Source organism: Lysinibacillus pakistanensis, assembly GCF_030123245.1.
GTDB classification, from domain to species: Bacteria; Bacillota; Bacilli; order Bacillales_A; family Planococcaceae; genus Lysinibacillus; species Lysinibacillus pakistanensis.
On sequence record NZ_CP126101.1, the window covers coordinates 4,249,335 to 4,267,168 of the forward strand.

A 17,834-nucleotide genomic window follows, 5' to 3' on the forward strand; every position below is an offset into this window, starting at 1 on the left:
AATGCAAATTAGAGCACACAAAATTTACAAAAATGATATTAAATTTCCTTAAATATTGATTTTTCTTCCTGTACACTTAAAATAGTAGTGTAGTTAATGTTTGGTATATATAGATTATTTTATGGGAAAAACCTAATTTTTTTTTACGAAATACGTTGCAGGAAAATTGATAATATGATAATGCAATCTAAAATAACTTCGCAAAGGATGAAATGCATAATGTATGAATTAGTTTGTAAATGCAAGAAAACGATGGGTGCTACTGTTATTTTATCGTTAATATTAGTTTTGTTTGGATGTCAAAATAAAGAAGATACCAGTCCACCTGTTGATGAACCACATGTTGATGATAATGAAGAACTCATTGTTTCTGTATTTGATAACGAAGGCAAAGGTAGTGTAGTGGAGATAAATGCTAAAAAACATGTAGAAAACGAATTAGTTAATAATGAAGAGGTTTGGTTACATGCATCACTTTCAGGCAATAAACAATATCTTGCCTATACAAGTGCAAAAGGTGATGGACCTTGGGAGATTTATTTATTAGACAGAAACGATAAAAAAACTTCTCAAGTTACAAATGATACTTTAGGACAACTTATTCCTAGATTTGGTGATGAGGAAGGCAAAACCATCTACAGTGAAATAATAGGGCCAACATACCCTGTTTCCAAGATTGCGAAAATAGATGTGCAAAAGAAGAATTCTATTGTATTTGATACAAAACAACCTGACCGTGCTGTAGAAATGTATGATACTTCTAAAGACAAAATTATTGGTGCATTTGTCTCTGAGGAAGAGAATACAGCAAGAAGGAAGGCTGCAAATGATGCTGGTGTACCTTTAGGGCAAATTGTCTACTCAATATATGAAATGAATTTAGATGGCTCTGACATGAATTTGGTAACGAATATAAAAGCCATCAATATTGATTCGATGGCATATGGAGCTAATGGAAATTCTGTTATTCTCGGAGGGGAAAATATAAATGAAGATGAGGGAAGCGGCATTTATCGGTTATCTCTAACAGACAAAACATTAACTACCCTATTAACAGATCAAATGATTAAAAAAAGTAAGAATCCCCTATTATCAGAGATTGGTCAAAGAAGGTTAGCGGTATTGTCAAAAAATGAGCGATTTATTTATTTTTCAGGTATCCCTAAAAATGCAGCAGATGTTAGTTTTGACGGTATAATTTCAAAAATACAGTGTATCTATAAGTATGACTTGGATAATAAAGAAATAACAAAAGTATATGAGTATAAAAAACCAGCTTTTATTACGGATATGACGGTTACATATTAGGGTATGTAGTTGTTCAGTCGAAATAAAATCCATTCCTTTGATAAATAAAAGCTACTAGATATATTATAGAATAATCAGGTTTAAGAAATATATCCTCTGACATTGTGTCAATATTGATGTTTGGTTATAAATAATACTAATATTATATTTTGCGAAAAATACATCTACTTTATTTATAAAACAACTCATTGCCATATTACTAGGAAAGGACCTTTAAACCCAGTTTTTTCAAAGTTTTATACTTGTCTGTCGGTTCAAGAATAGTGCTTTTTTATGGCATACAACACATAAAGCAACACAATTTTCAATTATATCTGGTCCTCCTTATGATAGGAATTGAATATGATGACATTCTCAATATGGATTACCAATTTAATCATAAAATTCACTTCTACTACATGCCCATCTCAAATTTTGATATTTTAACAAACTTATAAAGGACATATTTTGGCTGGATAACAAATAAACCTAAAAATTATCCAAGCCTTGTCAATAAATCGATTGCTGATATTCCTATATTTACCTACCTTAAAACATTTAGGCGATTTATGTATGTCACAAATGGCTAAGCCTGGTCAACTAAAAGCGAAAAGGGTATGTTAAAAGTTTTTCGACTTTTAGCACACCCTTATTCCATTATTAATCAAAATCAATTACATTCACTTCTTATTCTGTATCCCTCGAATCGTACTTTTCGGAATTGTTGCATCATGCTCAACAATGAATACTTTCGAGAAGCAGTTGTAATACATTTCATCATGTCCCTTTGGTGACACAATAATTAGCTTACGTTGCAGCTCCTCGGCATAAAGATTAAACACCTTGTTTTTCCGCTCATCATCTAATGCGCTATCAAACTCATCGAGCACGATATAGCCTGGTGAAGTAGCTAAGTTTTGCAGTAACGCGAGTGCAAAAAGAAGTGAACTTAGTGATTCCTCTCCACCTGATACACCTAGCCCCACCTTTCCACTACGAGCCTTCATACTCACATCTTCAAGTGCACCTTGATGCCCAATTTTACGCGCTTTAATATACAGTCGGAAATTGACACGACCTGATTTTTCCTCAATGCGTTCCTTTTCCACTTGCCCTTCAAACTGAAACAAATCCATATACTTTTGGAAAAGCGTATTGATTTTGATCAAGTGCATCGTAATCGTGGTTTCTAAACGGTCCTCTAGCTCATTTGCACGAATCGTATTACTTTCAAGTAATTGCTCCGATTTCGCTAAATCAGCATTTTTCTTATCGAAATCTGCTTTTTGTTGATCGTAATTTTGCTGGGCATTTTCGTTTATTTTTTCTAAGCGTGCATTGCGTAGTTGCGCTTGTGCTTGTTCGCTTTCAGCCTGTAGCATCGTCAGTGACATGTTCGTTGCGAGTTGTTCGTCTAGTTGCTGTGCTTCTTGCGGTAGTATCTGTTCAAGTTCAATCAAATCGAGCTGACAGCGACTTTTCATCGTTTCATCCAATTCTAGCTTGTCCATTGCCTTTTGAATCGTTAACTCATAACCTGTTATTTGACTTTCAACGATTTTTAACTCGCTTTCGAATTGTTGTTGCTGTTCACCTAGTTGTGATTGCTCGCGTTTTTGTTGATTGATTTCACGATCTTTTGACTCTTGTTCGGTAGTAAGTGCTCGAATATTTTGTTGCAAGTATTTTCTTGCCTGCACAATCTGTTGTAGTTGCATTTGCTGGTCTGCAAATGCGCCGAGCTCCTCATGAATTTTCCATTGTTGCTCATAAAAATCCTGATTATGTTTTGCTTCCATTTGCTCGCTTTTTAGCTCGTCTAGTTGAATTTCAAGTGCTGTTTGCTCATCATAAAGATCTGATAATTTTTGTTCGACTAGTTCAAGTTGCTGCAAATACGATGCATAATCTGCTTGCTTTAATAGTGTACTTTCGGCTAATTGCATTGTATGAAGATGACCTTGTAGCTGTTTCAACTGTTGTTGATTTTCAGTGTATTGTTTTTCTAATTGTTGCTGCTCGTTCTTTGTTTTTGAATAGTTCTGTTGTACTTCCTGCAACAGCTTCTCGATTGCCCCATCACTTAAAATATATTGCGCCGCTTCCTGCGCACCACGAACACCTCGCGTATCATATAACAAGCCTTGCTCGATTTTCGGGCTCTCTAAGATAAACTGCTTCACCCACCAAAGTGCCTTATTCGCATAATTCCGTTGCTGTTCAGTTAAGTCGTTACGAATTTGTAAGCCAAACTCTGGTAGCTTTGAAATACTTTCTGTTGGCACAAGCTGTGGAAGTGATACGTAGTACAAATCATTGACTGGCTTATAGTTTTTCCCGACATAAAAAATGCTATATTTAATCGCCTCAAGCTGCTTTTCCAACTGCACTGGAGCAGATGGCATAAGCTCGATCAACTCACGTAACGTGTACGCCTCTAGTTGCTGTTGCTTTAAATGTAGTAGTCCTTGCTGCTGGCGTGTTGATACGACCTTTTTTAGTTCATACTGTGTAATATTTCGTTCCATCATTTGAAGTTCGATTTTAAGACGCTGTATCTGTTCAAAATCTTGTTCATTTTGCAGTGATACGGTGTTAATTTGTTGCTCGATTTGCGCACTGCTTCCATAAATTGCTTTGCGCTTTTCTGCCTTGGTGATTTCATCTTTTAGCTGCGATGAAGTCACTTCTAAACGGGCTTTTTCTTGATCGAGCTCGCGTTCTTGCTTGCGCAGTCGGGTGTGCTGATTACTGAGCTCACCTAATTGGTTGGTAATCGTAGCGTATTGTTTTTTTGTTTGTTCTAGCTTACGTTGTGTCGTGTCGGCATCAAATCGTAAATACTTGCGCTTTTCATCTATTTTTTCAAGCTGCTGTTCTAACTGCTGCTGTAAATTTTGTTGTTGTGTATCTTCATCTTGTCGTTGTTGGAGCTGATCGTTTATGTGCTTTAATTGCTCTGACAGTACCTCAATATTTTGTGACAATTGTGTTTTTTGTTGCTCTAGTTCACTCATAATTTGCTTTAATTTTTGCTGCGCAACAATCCGTTTTTCCTTTTCTACTTGATCATTCGCTTTTTGCTCCGACGTCCTTTCAATCGAAGTACTATAATACCCGATCATGTGATGGAGCAACGTATAATATTTTTGACCGGATGTGAGAATACGTTTTTTGTTATCCAAATATTTATTGAGCTCTGTTTGGGCCGCATTTAAGTTTAACTCTGCCCCTTTTTGAATCGCCTTTAAATATTCAATTTCCGTACGAACTTCTTTAATTTTTTCTAATGAAGCTTCCCATTCCTTTTGCATCTCTGAAATCTCGAACATATCACTAAATTTACGGAAACGCTCTTCCGGGTACATCGCCGCAAATTGATTGACTTCTTGCTGATACCAAATTAAATAATAAATATCTGGTTCAATTTTATAGCGTACACGCAAATCTTCACGATATGCCTTGAATGTCCGTCCTGCTGTCCCACCAGATGTATAGCGGGCATGCGATGTTAAATGTTCTTGATCTTGCCCATATAGCACCTCATACTCGCGCTGAATCGGGCTATTTTTCGTATCTTGATTGACCGTTAGCTGAAAGGCGATAAATTTTGGACCATCAATTTTTGTCTTACCTTCATTTAAAAATATGAGTGTAATACGTGCATACCAAGGGTCATTTACTTTTAAATTTGTTGAACGAAGTCCCTCTAGTTCAACCTTCGATGAATATAGCACTGCTCCAAGGCAAAATGTTAATGTCGATTTCCCTACACCATTGGGACCCGTAATTAAAATATGCTCGTCTGGTTCCCCCAAATGAATACTGCGCGGTGAGTAATCACGAACGCCATGAATTTTTAATTGATATGGAATCATTCGTTTTCCTCCTCGATATGTAAGTTATAGCGATTAAAAAACTTCATTACTTCTTCTTTACTAAGCTGTGTTTCCTGGGCAAATTCCGTTGTGCGTCGTAAAAATGACTCTGAAAACATATGTACTCCTATAGCCGTTAACATATAGGCCTCTTCAGAAACGGATTCGTAATCTGTAACCGCGCCAATTTTTTTCAGTTGGTCGATATTATTTTTTAATTTCCGATTGGCATTTAGTGATTCATGACCAAAATCAACTAGGATTTGATGCAGGAGCGTAAATTCATGCCCAAGTACTTCTTGGTGATAAAACAAATACAGCATAATGGCGAGCGCCTCACTGCTTAATGTTGATTTCGCATGTTTTGCGGTTACATGCATCATGACAATTACGCGGTCTCGACGGTCATCGTAAATCACACGGAAATAGCGACTTAACGCGGCATTTAAGCGATTGATAAATGAATGGAAAGCATCATCGTCTCCATTTTTAATGCCAAGCAGCTTTTCTAAATCCTTCTTTGCTAAGCCATAATTTGCCCCTTTAATCGATGCAGATGAAGAAAATAATAACTGCATAAACGCTAATTCCTCGTCGGTCGTTAGATAGCCCTTTAAGCTATTCATCATCATAAGGGTATTGTCGAACGGTAAATCGTTTGTCGTCATCGTCTATCCACTCCCATTGTTTTTCATAGTCCTTCGTGTGCTCAATAGGCTGTTGTTCTACCTTTTTGTTACTCGTTAATGCCGAGACAGCTAATAATGAAAGAATCGCATCATGCCATTTGTTTGAACTCGATTCCACAATAAGCTCTTCCATTTCCGTTTCACCGTGTTCACTTAAATAATGTTCAATTCGTTCGGTATCAATCAATGATTGTGTCATTTTCCAGGAAGCATCCTGCAATGCATCTTTTATTGGGCGAATATCCATTTCGGTCTCTTCATATGTATGCTCAAGCTGATGAGACATCAGCTTTTCTAGCTTTGGTTCATACGTTTGTAAATAATGTACGGCATCCGTAATATCTTGTGGGCCAATCGGTGCGGCAAATTTCACAGGGACCCACAGACCATCCATTCCCTCTTCTTCATATTGATTTTGCTCCATAAAACTTAAAATATCGTGGGCTGTTGGGATATTCGTACTGGCTTCAGATGAATGCATTGCCAAAATAAATTGACGCACCTTTTCTGGTGAAATAGTGTTAGCGGTAGGTGTGAGCTGCATATTAACAAAGCGAATATATTTTGTCAGTAAACTTAAGCTAAGTGAAGTCCCTTTTGAAATCGCAGCCGTTCCGCGACGCATTAAATCACTCATTTTCGTACTTTCTTCGACGGTACCAAACTGTTGTAAGCGTTCATTTAATTTTGCTTCAAGCTCAAGCATTAGTTGATTAATTTTCTCCAGCTGCGGTAAGGCATTGCGATCAGCAAGAAGTTCAAGCTGACGTTCCTCCAATTGTTTAATTGCCTCTTCAACGTTGTAAATCATCGATGCAATTTTATTGCCCCCAGAAATTCCTTGATCGTCATAGGCAGCGCTTATTTCGGCATCGCGTCTCGCTTGAAATAGCGAGCGTCCTATATCATCCTGCAAATAATAGGCTAGCGCATCGTTACCCATGCGAATTAACCCGTCCATTAGATTTTTCCCACGGTCACGCATTTTAATTTGACGGCTCTGTTTAACAATCCAATTATTGCGTTCTAAAATCGTTAGCATTCTCGTAATTTGCGCTAATGTTGGTGGTTCATTGTCTTGTGGGTACGTAGACTGATATCGGTAGTATAATACTTCCTCGTTATCAATGGCATCTTTAATGCCGAGAGATGCTTCATTAATTAATTGAATAACATTTAAAAAACGAATCGTTTCGATTGGGGAATCGTACATTTTTTCGGTACTTAATTCCTTTAGCACACCTGCTAATGAGGCTAAATCACGCATTGATTTCATAAATTCTGCGGTTTGATAATCACTTGTAAAAATTGAAATCGGTTCTTTTACACCCATTTGATCCACTGTTCAACCCCTCCTAACTGCTGTTCCTGTTCATGCGCTTCTTGTACTTGGGTAGCATAGCTTTCAATTGAATGATACAGCTCATAATCACGCCCAACAATTTTTACTGTTCCCTTAACTAAGGCTGCGGCATATTTGGCGATCGTGATACCTGCGCTATCGGTATCTGTCCAAATAATCGTTTGTTTAATAGCCGATTGCAGTAATTGCTCGATAAATTGCTTATGGGCAGAACGAATTTGTCCGTCTAAACAAACGATACAAGAATTCGTGTGCCGTAAAAATTCCGTCTCTACAGCCATACGCGTTAAAATAGCGCGGTTTTCAACAAGCCATAGCGTTGTATTTGTCGTTGTAAAAGGTGATGTTAAGACCGCATTATCTGTCATCGCATGCACCGCGCCAATCGCATACGTTGCAACGCTATTTTGCACATGACCAGTAAAATAAATGGGCACAATTTTTCCGATGCTCACAAGCCCATAAAGCGTCGGGTCAATACCGCTTTGCTCCAGCTGCGCTAAAAAGGCCTCGCGCTCTTGGTCAAAGACTTTTGAACCCCCTATCGTATCGTGTAAGGTCGCGCCGATTTCCTTAAAATCAAATAGCTCCTTTTGCAAGGATAACGCATAGAATGCTAAACAAAACTCAATATATTTCATGCGCTTTTTCATCGTCCACTGTGCAGGTAGCACGTTCCATTCGATTGCCTGTTGGAATAACTCCGGTAACGCTAGTTGCTCAGCTTTTTGCTGTAACGCCTGCATCTGTTGCTGTTGTTTTACAATCTGTTGTTGCTCAGATTTGTGTTGCGCTTCTATGTAAGCCGGGCCAATGCGGTAATAATCTTCCTTAACACTAATACCGTCTGTGTGATAACGAATTTCACGTACAATCCAACCCTGTTGTAACCACTGCTGAATCGTGTCATTCGTTTCATGTAACGTTCTTTTCGCATTTGGTGTGAATTTATAGGATGCTAATTTTTTAGGAAGAGGTGAAGTAAATTCTGTATTCATCGTTAACTTTAAATGTGCGACTTTACGAAATGTACGCGCCGTCTTTTTGACCATAGTCGCAACCATTAGTTGCTCTTGTTGTTCTACCTTTTCAATTATTTCATCTTTTTTCAAAAAATACACTTGGATAAATGCCTCATGCATCGTAAAAACCCTCCTTTACTTTGTTTCCAGTTAAATAGTAGCGTACCATATGTTTTGTTTATTGTAGGGAGCTGCGAAACAGTATGCCAATTGATAGCATCTTTTCCTACGCATCCATTTCTTGCTGGTTCATCTCTTAGAAGGCCATTCCCTAAATTTAGACAGAATCATTGGGGACTGATTAAAAGATTTTGTTTTTTCTAGAGTTTTAGCACTTCTCGTTTATTCTGATACTAGACGCTTGTCTAATAAATGATTTTCAGTAAATATAATACTACCTATAATTTGGATAACCTAAATTCAAAATTATAAATATTAATAAAATTACTAAACATTATTAGATTAAATTTTTTTGCCCCTCTGATTTTTATTACCATAAGTGTCACCTCTAAATTTAATTTTATTATAAGTTCTAGTAATTTAATTAAATAGCCTTATTTTGACTCCTAAATTGAATGCCACAGTACAAAATCGCCCGAAAACTCAATCAGAAACCCCAATTTAACTGGTGGTTTGCTCTGCTCATGAAACGCTGCGGTACTGACCCATGTCTAAAAGCATTCTGAAAGGTCCGCCAACTGCACTCCTTTTTCTCACTAACCGCTAAAGCGGCTGACTTTTTTTCTTCCTCTTGTTTTCTTCTATCGTGAACGGGTCAATGAATTCTTTCATAGTCATTTGATTCTCTAGAATATCCTCTTGTAATTGATTTTTAATATATTCCTGAATAATTTTTCTATTTTCCCTACTGTGTCTATAGAATATCTGCGGCACCAAAACTTCCTGTTCCCATATTGGTATTTCAGGTTCGCATGTCGATTAAATATCATTAAACTAATTTTCCTTTTCAAATAACCTACAAATGATGTAACACTTAATTTGGGTGGGATACTTACCAAATATGAAAACGATTGGGACATGCGGTTGCTTCAATAATTTCTACACCTTTTCTTTCATATAATTGGCGAAGAATTCTATCTATATGTGCTTTAATTTGACCATAAATAATTTGCCTTCTATACTTTAATGCAAAGACGATGTGATACTTACAATTCCATGTTGTATGTGCTAAACTTTTATTATCCATTTGGATCCCCTTTCGTACGAAGTCGGTTGACCAGACCTGAATTCATTGTACGGCTGGGGATTTTTTTCTTGTCCATAGCTAAAAGCTCTTTGGAACCCCCCGCATTGTAAGAGGCTTTCAAAAGAATATAAAAAAAGAGCCTGTTAAACTGACTCTCGTTTTCTCTTCATGATATGGTTGTCTTCACCTCTTTAATTTTTATCCATGATAATAGTTTTCGTCACTACTCAATAACCATTTACTGCTATTAAATTGTAAGTATTCTTATAATAGATCATCAACTTTAGATTACCGCTGCTTTACAGAAAGTAACAGGTCCAATTCGTACGATGGTCAGTGATTTCGCTCCAGCGAAGACGACGGTATTTAGGGGAAGCCAAAAAGCATCATAAATCGCGATTCATTGACCGTTGTTTGGCACGAAACCCTGAACAATTAACTGATGAAGAACGTGGATTTGTTGCAAAGTGGAGCCAGGAAGATTTGCCTACAAAATAGATTTATCAAGCATTGAATTATATGAATTATGTACGTACTAAAAGCGACAACGATGACACAAGCAAAACGACGATTAACAGAATGGTTTAAACGGTATCAATTTCATCTTTGTAGTCCCGTTTCTAAAATCGCAAAAACATTGATAACACGTGAAAAAGCATTGCTAGATACATTATTTCATCGCTATCAAATGCCATAATGGAAGGCACGAATAATAAAATTAAACTCATCAAAAGACGTGGTTTTAGCTATCAAAATGAAGACCGTTTTTTTCTTCGTTTACGTTTAGAAACAGGTCGCTGATTTTGTTACCCACAAATCTTGGTGAAGAACCATATAAATGGTAATTAAGTTACATTTAGGAATCACAGACTTTTGGTCACAGTTTTTCTATACGAATAACTTTGATTTTTGCTGGATTTGACTCCAAAATTTCAGAATACCAAATCCTCACTTCATCTCCACTTTTAATTCCTTTCATAGAAAGTTTTGATTCATTAATTAAAATTGAAACTGATTCAAATTTATTTGAGTATATTGCATTTTCGCTAGAGAAACTCTCTATATCTGATTGTTGAACATCCTTTCCTTGAATAAAATAGACTATTCCTTCATGCATTACTATATAGCCAATTTCACTTTCGGTATTTTCTTTATTAGATAATAGTTGGCTAACATTACCTAAGAACCATAAAGCAACAAGAAAAAGAAACAAAAAGACCGTGTTGATAATAGGTTTGGAGATTCTGTTCTTCATTCAAATCACCATACATTTAATTATTTTCATATTGAATACAATTTAGCGTTTTTAAATGTACATAATATATCAAATCCTGTACTCACTTCTATCCTACAATACAAAACGATACTTTACTTGTACTACTTCCCAAAAAAGTCGAGCTTAATATCTTATCCGTAAATTTCTTTATAAAAGAGAAACGACGGCTATTTAAACCGTCGTCTGAGAAATGGGATATAAATTTAGTGCATGAAAAATGCTACTACCAGATAACGGTTTTTTTTATTGCTATCTGGTAGTATTTTTTGTTGTATGAAATACATAATTGAAATGATTATAGCTATCGTAACTTAAAGCCAAATAGTTTACTTTCTCAAATAAAAGTTTTTATTTTTTAGGAAACAATGTATAAGACCATGAGTAGATAAAATCAATGATAAAAACAATGCTCCAAATTGCTCCAATTCCAAAAGTAATCTCATTAGCATAGGGTGATTCCTTTGCTATCCCTTTTTCTATCCATGACAAATCAGTTAAATACATTTTCATCTCTGTAAGGTTTTCCGTTCCCATAATCCAAAAAAACGCTTGCACTGTAACAAAAATAACCAAATGTATATAAGATGACTTACGATACTTCTTTGCAATATATTTAGGGTTATTATTTCTTTTAATAATTTTATAGTCTTTATCAGATAATAATTCAACACCACGAAACGTCCCAATTTTTCTACGCATCCAACGATCTAGCTTTATAAAATCAAATATACCAAATGTAAATGCATAAATAATAAATATAGTAATAACAATTTGAAATGTTGAAATCTCTCCTGTTTGCTGATACACATACAATCCGAGTAACCCTTCAAGTATTAACATAAATAAAAATAGAAAAATGAACATAATGCTAAGTGTAGGTTTATTAAAGAAATAACGAAATATACCAAATAGGAGTAGTACCCCTATAGATAATAACTCAATAAGTATAAACAATTCCCAACTATATTCAAGAATAACTCCCAATCAAACACCTCCTTTGTTGAGAAAAAACAGTGTAAGATAATTACAGCAATATGAAAAGAAAACCTTTATATAGATTTATGAACGAATTCTATTTTCAATCTGACTTATCCAGTTTAAATCTGCCTCTAAATGTAAAAGTGTGCCATTGATTAATAAATATTTATGTTCTTCATTTTGAATAAGAAATTCCGTTTTTAATTTAGTCAATTCTATAACATCTTTCATTATCATTGCTTTTTGTTGTTCTAGCATAATTTTTTCTTGCTCAAAATGGATTTTTCGAGCACAGCTCCATTTAAAATGAAAGTCGTCCTTAGTAGAATGATAAGGTACAGGTTCTAATAACCATTTTTTTAATTCATTTTCTCCTGACTTTTCTAGCTTATATAGCTTTCTTTCTTGGTCATCTATCTCTGCAGATGACACGAGTTGATCACGAATGAGACGGTCAAGAGTAGTATAAATTTGACCAGGATTAATTTTTCCTTTGATACTTAGAAGAGACTCCAATTCTACTTTTAATTCGTATCCATGATTATTCTGTTGGTATAACAATGTTAATAGTCCATACTTTACTGACATAATTGATCAACCTTCTTTAATTGAAGATAAAATATTTATTTTACTAGCAGTCATACTGGATATCCAAGAGGCAAGAAAACTTAGTAATAGACCAGCAATCAATGCTACTCCAATATTAGCAAGAGGTATATGGAAAGGTACGAAATCTCCTAAAAGCTTGGATTGACTAGTAACGTAAAGTAAAATCACTCCTAATACTGCACCCCCGATGACTCCTACTAAACCTATGAGTAACCCCTCACCAACTACCATCTTTCTTACTTGTTGTCTAGTAAATCCAAGTGCTCTCATTGTTCCAATCTCAGATGTTCGTTCAAATGTATTCATTAAAAGAGTATTAGCTGTGCCAATACTAGCTAAGCCAATAATTAGGAAGAGCATAATTAATATTATTTCGTTCATACCAGATAACGCAGAAGTAGTTGCTTTAATTTCATCTTCAATAGTTTTAACTTTTGAAAGGTGTTCATTGAAATCTGTCCATAACTGATCTTGTAATTCCTCTCCGCTATATTTATCATTTAATGCTAGTAGCATATCAAAACTAGTAGCCCAACCAAATTCATTATTTAAATGATCTTCATCCATAAAACCAACATATCCTGAATAATGTGAAGTATCTACAACATCAATGACTTCAAATTTTTGATTACCAGAAGGTGTATTTATGTGAATGTATTCCCCTACTTTACCACCCCATTCATCAAAAGCTCGCTTACCGAGCAGGATAGATGGTTTCTTTTGTAAGTCCTCATATAACGATTCTTTTTCAATATCTTCAAATAATATAGGTCCCTTTTTACTTACGGCAAAAATAGAAAATTGTCTACTCTCATCATTCATTGTTTCCCATGTAATAGGTGTAGCTTCTGTTAGTGGAGTAACATTTGCTACAGAATCATAAGAAAATAGAGTTTCTATATCTTCACTAGACCAAGGGGCTTCCGATGTAACCCTTAGATCACCCCCAAATGTATTTCTAATATCACGTTCATACCCTTCAGGAGCAGTTTCTATAACAGAGCTTAACAATAAGATGACTGCTATTCCAATGGCAAGTATAGCAGAAGTATTGGCATTTCTATTTAATTGCTGTGTAAGGCTATGCGTAGCTAAAATTCCTGAATAGCCAAAAAACATTTTGAAAATTGGTTTAAAGATCTTACTTATTCCTATTAACAAGAATGGAAACAGCAAAATAATACTTGCTAAAATAGCTAAATAGGAAATAAAATGATCAATAAATATAAAGGAAAGTAAGCCAACTCCTACAATACCTCTAAATAGATATTGTCTTTTCGACGATAATGTTTGAGTCCCCTCTTTTAATGTCAAGAGCACCGAAGTTTTCCCAGCATTGTAAATAGGAAATAAGGAGAAGATAATAGGAAATACAATTCCTATTATAATGGCTGTTATTGTAGGCATTTTCCAATTCAAAGTGTACACCGTATCAAATTCAAATACACTAAGCAAAGTTTGCATAAACATATCGCCAAGCCAAATCCCAATTGGAACCCCAATAGCCGTACCAATTAATGATAAAATGATTACTTCAATGAATACAAGTTTAGAAATAGAGCTTTGCAAATAACCAAAACTTTTCATTATTGCAAATTCCTTTTTTCTTTCCATAACACTTGTATAAATCATATTAAAGACAATGAATCCACTAATAAGCATAGATAAAACAGCAATTAAGTAAAAAAATGTGTAGAGACCTCCAATATCGTTACTTTGTAGATCATCTGCGACAACTGGTTGGATATATATATTTGAATTAGTAAATTCATTCTGTAAATCTTGAAAAAGTTTTTCACCATCTTCATTTGTTTGAAATCGTACATATGAAAGCTCATTATCCATACCTGTCCATTCTCTTAACAAATCAAGAGGAGCCATAATTCTAAAACTAGTTGATTCAGCACTTTCCCAATCACTAGGACTCGCAAGCAACTGTGTATACCCGACTATTGCCGAAACCTTAGCCTCTCCTAAATTGCTAAACCGAATAGTATCTCCAACACTTTTATTTAATAAATTTGCAACAGGCTCGGTTATAATTAGCCCTTCATTATCTAACTCTCCTTTTAAAACTGGTAGTTTTAGTAAAGAACTATTCTGATCATTCACACCCGTAATTCGTACAGAACGTTGATTTTCCGATTTATCATCAAGATCAAAGAATACATGTTTATCAAGTGCAAGCAACGAGTCAGTAATGATTGGATTGTCTAAATGAGAGGAAACAGCCTCTTCTGAAAAGGTATGTTCATCACTTAAAAACCAATAATCAGCATTTGCTACATACATTTGTTCATAATAATTAAAAACATCATTTGTTGTTTTATCAGCAATTAACATGGAAGTTATAAAGGAAATGCCAATAATGATCCCAAGTAATGAAAAGAAAAATCTTTTTTTCCTTTCTATTATATTACGCCATGAAATTCGCCACATATTTAGCATAATCTTCATCCTTTCTAGAAATCACCTGATCGACAATTCCATCTTTAAAAAGAATAATTCGATCTGCAAATCCAGCTGCGAAAATATCATGTGTAACCATGATTATTGTTTGATTGTAATCTCGATTAAATCTAGTCATTAACCCAAGAATGTCCTCGGCTGTATTTCTATCTAAATTACCTGTTGGCTCATCTGCCAATAATACGGCGGGGTTGCTAACTAGTGCTCTAGCTATAGCTACACGTTGCTGTTGCCCACCACTAAGCAAATTAGCCTTCTTCTGCCCAAGTCCCTTTAAACCGACGGAATTAAGTAATTGTAAAACTAGTTGCTTTTTATCTTTTGTTAAAGTTCCATCTGCATGAAGTGGGAAAGCTATATTTTCTTCCACATTTAGATTACTAAGTAATTGATAATTTTGGAAAATAAAGCCAATATTCTGTCTGCGAAATATTGTCCTTTTCTTTTCTGTCATCCTATTTAAATATTGTTGATTAATTATAATGTCCCCTTCTGTAGGTATATCAAGACCTCCTAATAATTGAAGTAAAGTACTTTTTCCAGAGCCACTTGGACCCATAATAGCTACAAATTCACCTTTTTGAATTTGTAAACTAACATTTTTTAATACTTTAATTCTCTCTTGTCCTTGTAAAAATTCCTTTTTAAGATTTTCAACCTGAATCACTTTATCAAATCCTCCTAATATCTTTTATATTATTATATACTAAGTATATAATGATTCAAGATTTTATTTTACATACGTTCTTAAAAATTCTTGTTTTGCAATAAAAAAAATATTTTATAGATATATACTAAGTACTCATAGAGCGGGATAAGAAAAAAGATATCTATAAATTCAGACATCTTCTACTCGTCTACAATATGGTTCTTATTTAATCATATTTAGCTTAATCAAGCTAAAAAGTAGATGACAAAATTCCCTACCAAAATTTCTTATTGGTGGGTTTTGGTAGGAAACTAGATTTTTAATTTAAAGATTATTGAACTCGAAACAAATTATCAATTTTACTTTCTATTATTTTGTCAAGATAGGTTTCCTATAAAAATCCCAGAAAACTCAGTACAACTAAAAAAGAAAAAACCCTTGATATACAAGGGTTTTGACCACTGTGACATAAAGCATAAAATTTCCGAAAAATAAACCATAAAACTTCCAAGCCTAGAGTAGTAAGGGTTTATAGCAATAAATAGTTGGAAATTATATATGATTATAGATACTATCTCAAAAGAAATCCTAACGTTAGAAAATCTTATGCTTTATTTATTTTACTTTAGGAAGTGTTATGCTTTATTTTTTTACCTTAGGAAATTTTACGGTTTAATCCATCTAAAAGATTAAATTAACGATATCAATCATAGTGGTATTACACGAATATCTTAATCGAGTTATTTTATTCCTGTTATCTTGGATTATCTGCCCTTTAATATTTGCAGATTTCCTTTCAAAAAAACAATTGCATTTCTTACAATAGGGAATTTAGTTTTTTATTTATATCCTAGATGTGTAACTATCTCATTCCACCCTTCCCTTACTTCCTTATATAGAAATAAAGAATCAGAAGATTTTAATTCCTGTTTTATTTTAAAAGGGCTTGGATAGATTCCCTTTTGATGTAGATCGTTTGCAACTCTATGGACTTCTTTTAAGTAAAATTCTATCTTCCTCGTTCTCATTTCGGAAAGATATGTTATATATCTTACACTTATTTCCTTTGATAAATCAGGGCAGTATTTTCTAAAAATTTGTATTGAAATTCCCTTTTCTTTAGCTAATTCAGTTAAACTTATTGGTATATCATTATTCAAACAATCGCTTAGTATTCTAACTATTTCTGCTTTAGTTTCTTTTTCTTTTTTATCTTGATATGCTAAAGTCTTATCTTTTATCCCTTTACATAAATTTGGAAAGTGTTTTTTAGCAGTACTAGTACTAAAACCAATTTCCGAAGAAAGTTTAGTTAAACTTTTTGGTTTCTCTAATTCTAAATTTTCTTTCAATCGACTTTCAATTAATTTAAGAGGGGTGTCTTTTTTCTTTAAAGAATTAAACTTTTTAACTTCAATTGGTTTAATTATAATATTCTGCTCATAAATTACTTCATAAATTGTTTTATTTAATTTATATGCTATTTTAATAAGGGAATGATAATTAGGACTTTTTTCTTCATATATATAACTATTCATTTTTTTGACATTAATATTGAAATAATTAGCTAGACTTCTGGGACTTTTAAAACCTAAGTCTTTAATCATTCTCCTGAAAAATATCGAAATGAAATTATTACTTGGAAACCATTTAAGATTGGGTGTATTTTCAATTAATTGTTTGTAATTTAACGCTATAAACTTTTCCATTTCATTTAGATGGGCATTTTGTTTTATTTCTTCCCCTAACCACGATTTACAATATTGACAATAACCAACCATAATTTGACTAGATAAGAACGGTAATTTTTTATTACAATTTGTACATTCATCCCTTAATTGTATTTTATGAACATCACATTTCTTAATAGCTTCTAAATACCATATTAAAGGCTCGTATATGTTCCTAGAATCAGCGATCATTTGATTAAAACAAGATGGACACCATTTTCTGTAAGACCCAATTAATTTCGATGGGAAAATTCCTTCCCAATTAAGCATTGTTAAATTCCTTAAGTCTTCTCTACCTGTTAACAATTCTAATGCTTCCACATAATCTAATGTTATTGAGCAATTTTTATTAATCATATTACGTGTACTAGTTGTAAAACCCTGTGAAAGGTCTTTTCTTAAGTAATCAATACTAAGTACAGGAGCTATTATCTTCCTTAATAAAGTAGAAGTATTCACATTATGTATAGTGGCTAATCTTGTAATATAACTCGTTAAACTTTCAATGTAGGGAGTTCCAATACCTTCTGGTTGCAGATTATATAATACGGTTCTTTTAGACAAAAGATTTTCTATTTCTGTTTTCTTACATTTAAGCATTTCATTCAACCTCTTACATTCTCCATAAAAACCTATTAATAATAAAATTGAATATATGAGATGACCTATTCATTTTT

Annotated in this window: 13 protein-coding genes and 2 pseudogenes; 3 read left to right on the forward strand and 12 right to left on the reverse strand. The window is 34.0% G+C overall.

The features are described 5' to 3' along the window. Positions 1–219: 219 nt before the first annotated feature. Complete coding sequence (locus QNH24_RS21245; protein WP_283869427.1) at positions 220–1,308, forward strand: TolB-like translocation protein; 1,089 nt, start codon at positions 220–222, stop codon at positions 1,306–1,308. Positions 1,309–1,536: 228 nt separating this feature from the next. Here the strand turns inward: QNH24_RS21245 and QNH24_RS26355 are convergent. The 6 genes and pseudogenes from QNH24_RS26355 to tnpA form a co-directional block, all read right to left on the reverse strand. Further along, a pseudogene (locus tag QNH24_RS26355) lies at positions 1,537–1,632 on the reverse strand (HNH endonuclease); the annotation flags it as partial. Between the two features lie 335 nt (positions 1,633–1,967). Beyond that, on the reverse strand, positions 1,968–5,165 hold the full coding sequence (locus QNH24_RS21250; RefSeq protein ID WP_283869428.1) for an AAA family ATPase: 3,198 nt from the start codon (positions 5,163–5,165) through the stop codon (positions 1,968–1,970). Then, positions 5,162–5,833: a hypothetical protein gene (locus QNH24_RS21255; RefSeq protein ID WP_107894761.1), complete on the reverse strand. Its 672-nt coding sequence runs from the start codon at positions 5,831–5,833 to the stop codon at positions 5,162–5,164. The genes QNH24_RS21250 and QNH24_RS21255 overlap by 4 nt, the downstream gene beginning before the upstream one ends. Continuing rightward, a complete protein-coding gene (locus QNH24_RS21260; RefSeq protein ID WP_283872913.1) occupies positions 5,784–7,187 on the reverse strand; it encodes a hypothetical protein in 1,404 nt (467 codons plus the stop codon). The genes QNH24_RS21255 and QNH24_RS21260 overlap by 50 nt, the downstream gene beginning before the upstream one ends. Next, entirely contained in the window at positions 7,178–8,359 is a 1,182-nt protein-coding gene (locus tag QNH24_RS21265; protein WP_283869429.1) for a DUF2399 domain-containing protein, read from the reverse strand. The genes QNH24_RS21260 and QNH24_RS21265 overlap by 10 nt, the downstream gene beginning before the upstream one ends. A 603-nt stretch (positions 8,360–8,962) precedes the next feature. Beyond that, positions 8,963–9,446: pseudogene (gene tnpA, locus QNH24_RS21270) on the reverse strand (IS200/IS605 family transposase). A gap of 526 nt (positions 9,447–9,972) precedes the next feature. Here tnpA and QNH24_RS21275 point away from each other — a divergent pair. Together QNH24_RS21275 and QNH24_RS26360 are read left to right on the forward strand one after the other, a co-directional pair. Next, complete coding sequence (locus tag QNH24_RS21275; RefSeq protein WP_283869430.1) at positions 9,973–10,143, forward strand: hypothetical protein; 171 nt, start codon at positions 9,973–9,975, stop codon at positions 10,141–10,143. After that, positions 10,143–10,247, forward strand: coding sequence for a transposase (locus QNH24_RS26360; RefSeq protein ID WP_353051137.1), 105 nt, complete (start codon positions 10,143–10,145; stop codon positions 10,245–10,247). The genes QNH24_RS21275 and QNH24_RS26360 overlap by 1 nt, the downstream gene beginning before the upstream one ends. Positions 10,248–10,323: 76 nt before the next feature. Here the strand turns inward: QNH24_RS26360 and QNH24_RS21280 are convergent, their stop codons facing one another. The 6 genes from QNH24_RS21280 to QNH24_RS21305 all read right to left on the reverse strand — a co-directional run bounded on the left by QNH24_RS21280 (position 10,324) and on the right by QNH24_RS21305 (position 17,757). Continuing rightward, positions 10,324–10,701: a DUF3221 domain-containing protein gene (locus tag QNH24_RS21280; protein ID WP_283869431.1), complete on the reverse strand. Its 378-nt coding sequence runs from the start codon at positions 10,699–10,701 to the stop codon at positions 10,324–10,326. 369 nt (positions 10,702–11,070) lie between these two features. Further along, positions 11,071–11,706 (reverse strand): hypothetical protein, encoded by a 636-nt coding sequence (locus QNH24_RS21285; protein WP_283869432.1) that lies wholly within the window; start codon positions 11,704–11,706, stop codon positions 11,071–11,073. 75 nt (positions 11,707–11,781) lie between these two features. Next, positions 11,782–12,288: a PadR family transcriptional regulator gene (locus QNH24_RS21290; protein WP_283869433.1), complete on the reverse strand. Its 507-nt coding sequence runs from the start codon at positions 12,286–12,288 to the stop codon at positions 11,782–11,784. Positions 12,289–12,294: 6 nt separating this feature from the next. Further along, positions 12,295–14,757, reverse strand: coding sequence for an ABC transporter permease (locus QNH24_RS21295; protein WP_283869434.1), 2,463 nt, complete (start codon positions 14,755–14,757; stop codon positions 12,295–12,297). Further along, positions 14,726–15,445, reverse strand: a complete 720-nt coding sequence (locus QNH24_RS21300; RefSeq protein WP_283869435.1) for an ABC transporter ATP-binding protein — start codon at positions 15,443–15,445, stop codon at positions 14,726–14,728. The genes QNH24_RS21295 and QNH24_RS21300 overlap by 32 nt, the downstream gene beginning before the upstream one ends. A gap of 821 nt (positions 15,446–16,266) precedes the next feature. Further along, on the reverse strand, positions 16,267–17,757 hold the full coding sequence (locus QNH24_RS21305; RefSeq protein WP_283872915.1) for a TniQ family protein: 1,491 nt from the start codon (positions 17,755–17,757) through the stop codon (positions 16,267–16,269). Positions 17,758–17,834 lie beyond the last annotated feature (77 nt).

Bases quoted from the DNA above. Each gene is read 5' to 3' on its own strand.
- QNH24_RS21275 (WP_283869430.1), top strand. From the start codon at position 9,973: ATGTACGTACTAAAAGCGACAACGATGACACAAGCAAAACGACGATTA.
- QNH24_RS21255 (WP_107894761.1), bottom strand. From the start codon at position 5,833: ATGACGACAAACGATTTACCGTTCGACAATACCCTTATGATGATGAAT.
- QNH24_RS21295 (WP_283869434.1), bottom strand. From the start codon at position 14,757: ATGCTAAATATGTGGCGAATTTCATGGCGTAATATAATAGAAAGGAAA.
- QNH24_RS21250 (WP_283869428.1), bottom strand. From the start codon at position 5,165: ATGATTCCATATCAATTAAAAATTCATGGCGTTCGTGATTACTCACCG.
- QNH24_RS21260 (WP_283872913.1), bottom strand. From the start codon at position 7,187: ATGGGTGTAAAAGAACCGATTTCAATTTTTACAAGTGATTATCAAACC.
- QNH24_RS21245 (WP_283869427.1), top strand. From the start codon at position 220: ATGTATGAATTAGTTTGTAAATGCAAGAAAACGATGGGTGCTACTGTT.
- QNH24_RS21290 (WP_283869433.1), bottom strand. From the start codon at position 12,288: ATGTCAGTAAAGTATGGACTATTAACATTGTTATACCAACAGAATAAT.
- QNH24_RS21280 (WP_283869431.1), bottom strand. From the start codon at position 10,701: ATGAAGAACAGAATCTCCAAACCTATTATCAACACGGTCTTTTTGTTT.
- QNH24_RS26360 (WP_353051137.1), top strand. From the start codon at position 10,143: ATGGAAGGCACGAATAATAAAATTAAACTCATCAAAAGACGTGGTTTT.
- QNH24_RS21265 (WP_283869429.1), bottom strand. From the start codon at position 8,359: ATGCATGAGGCATTTATCCAAGTGTATTTTTTGAAAAAAGATGAAATA.
- QNH24_RS21305 (WP_283872915.1), bottom strand. From the start codon at position 17,757: ATGCTTAAATGTAAGAAAACAGAAATAGAAAATCTTTTGTCTAAAAGA.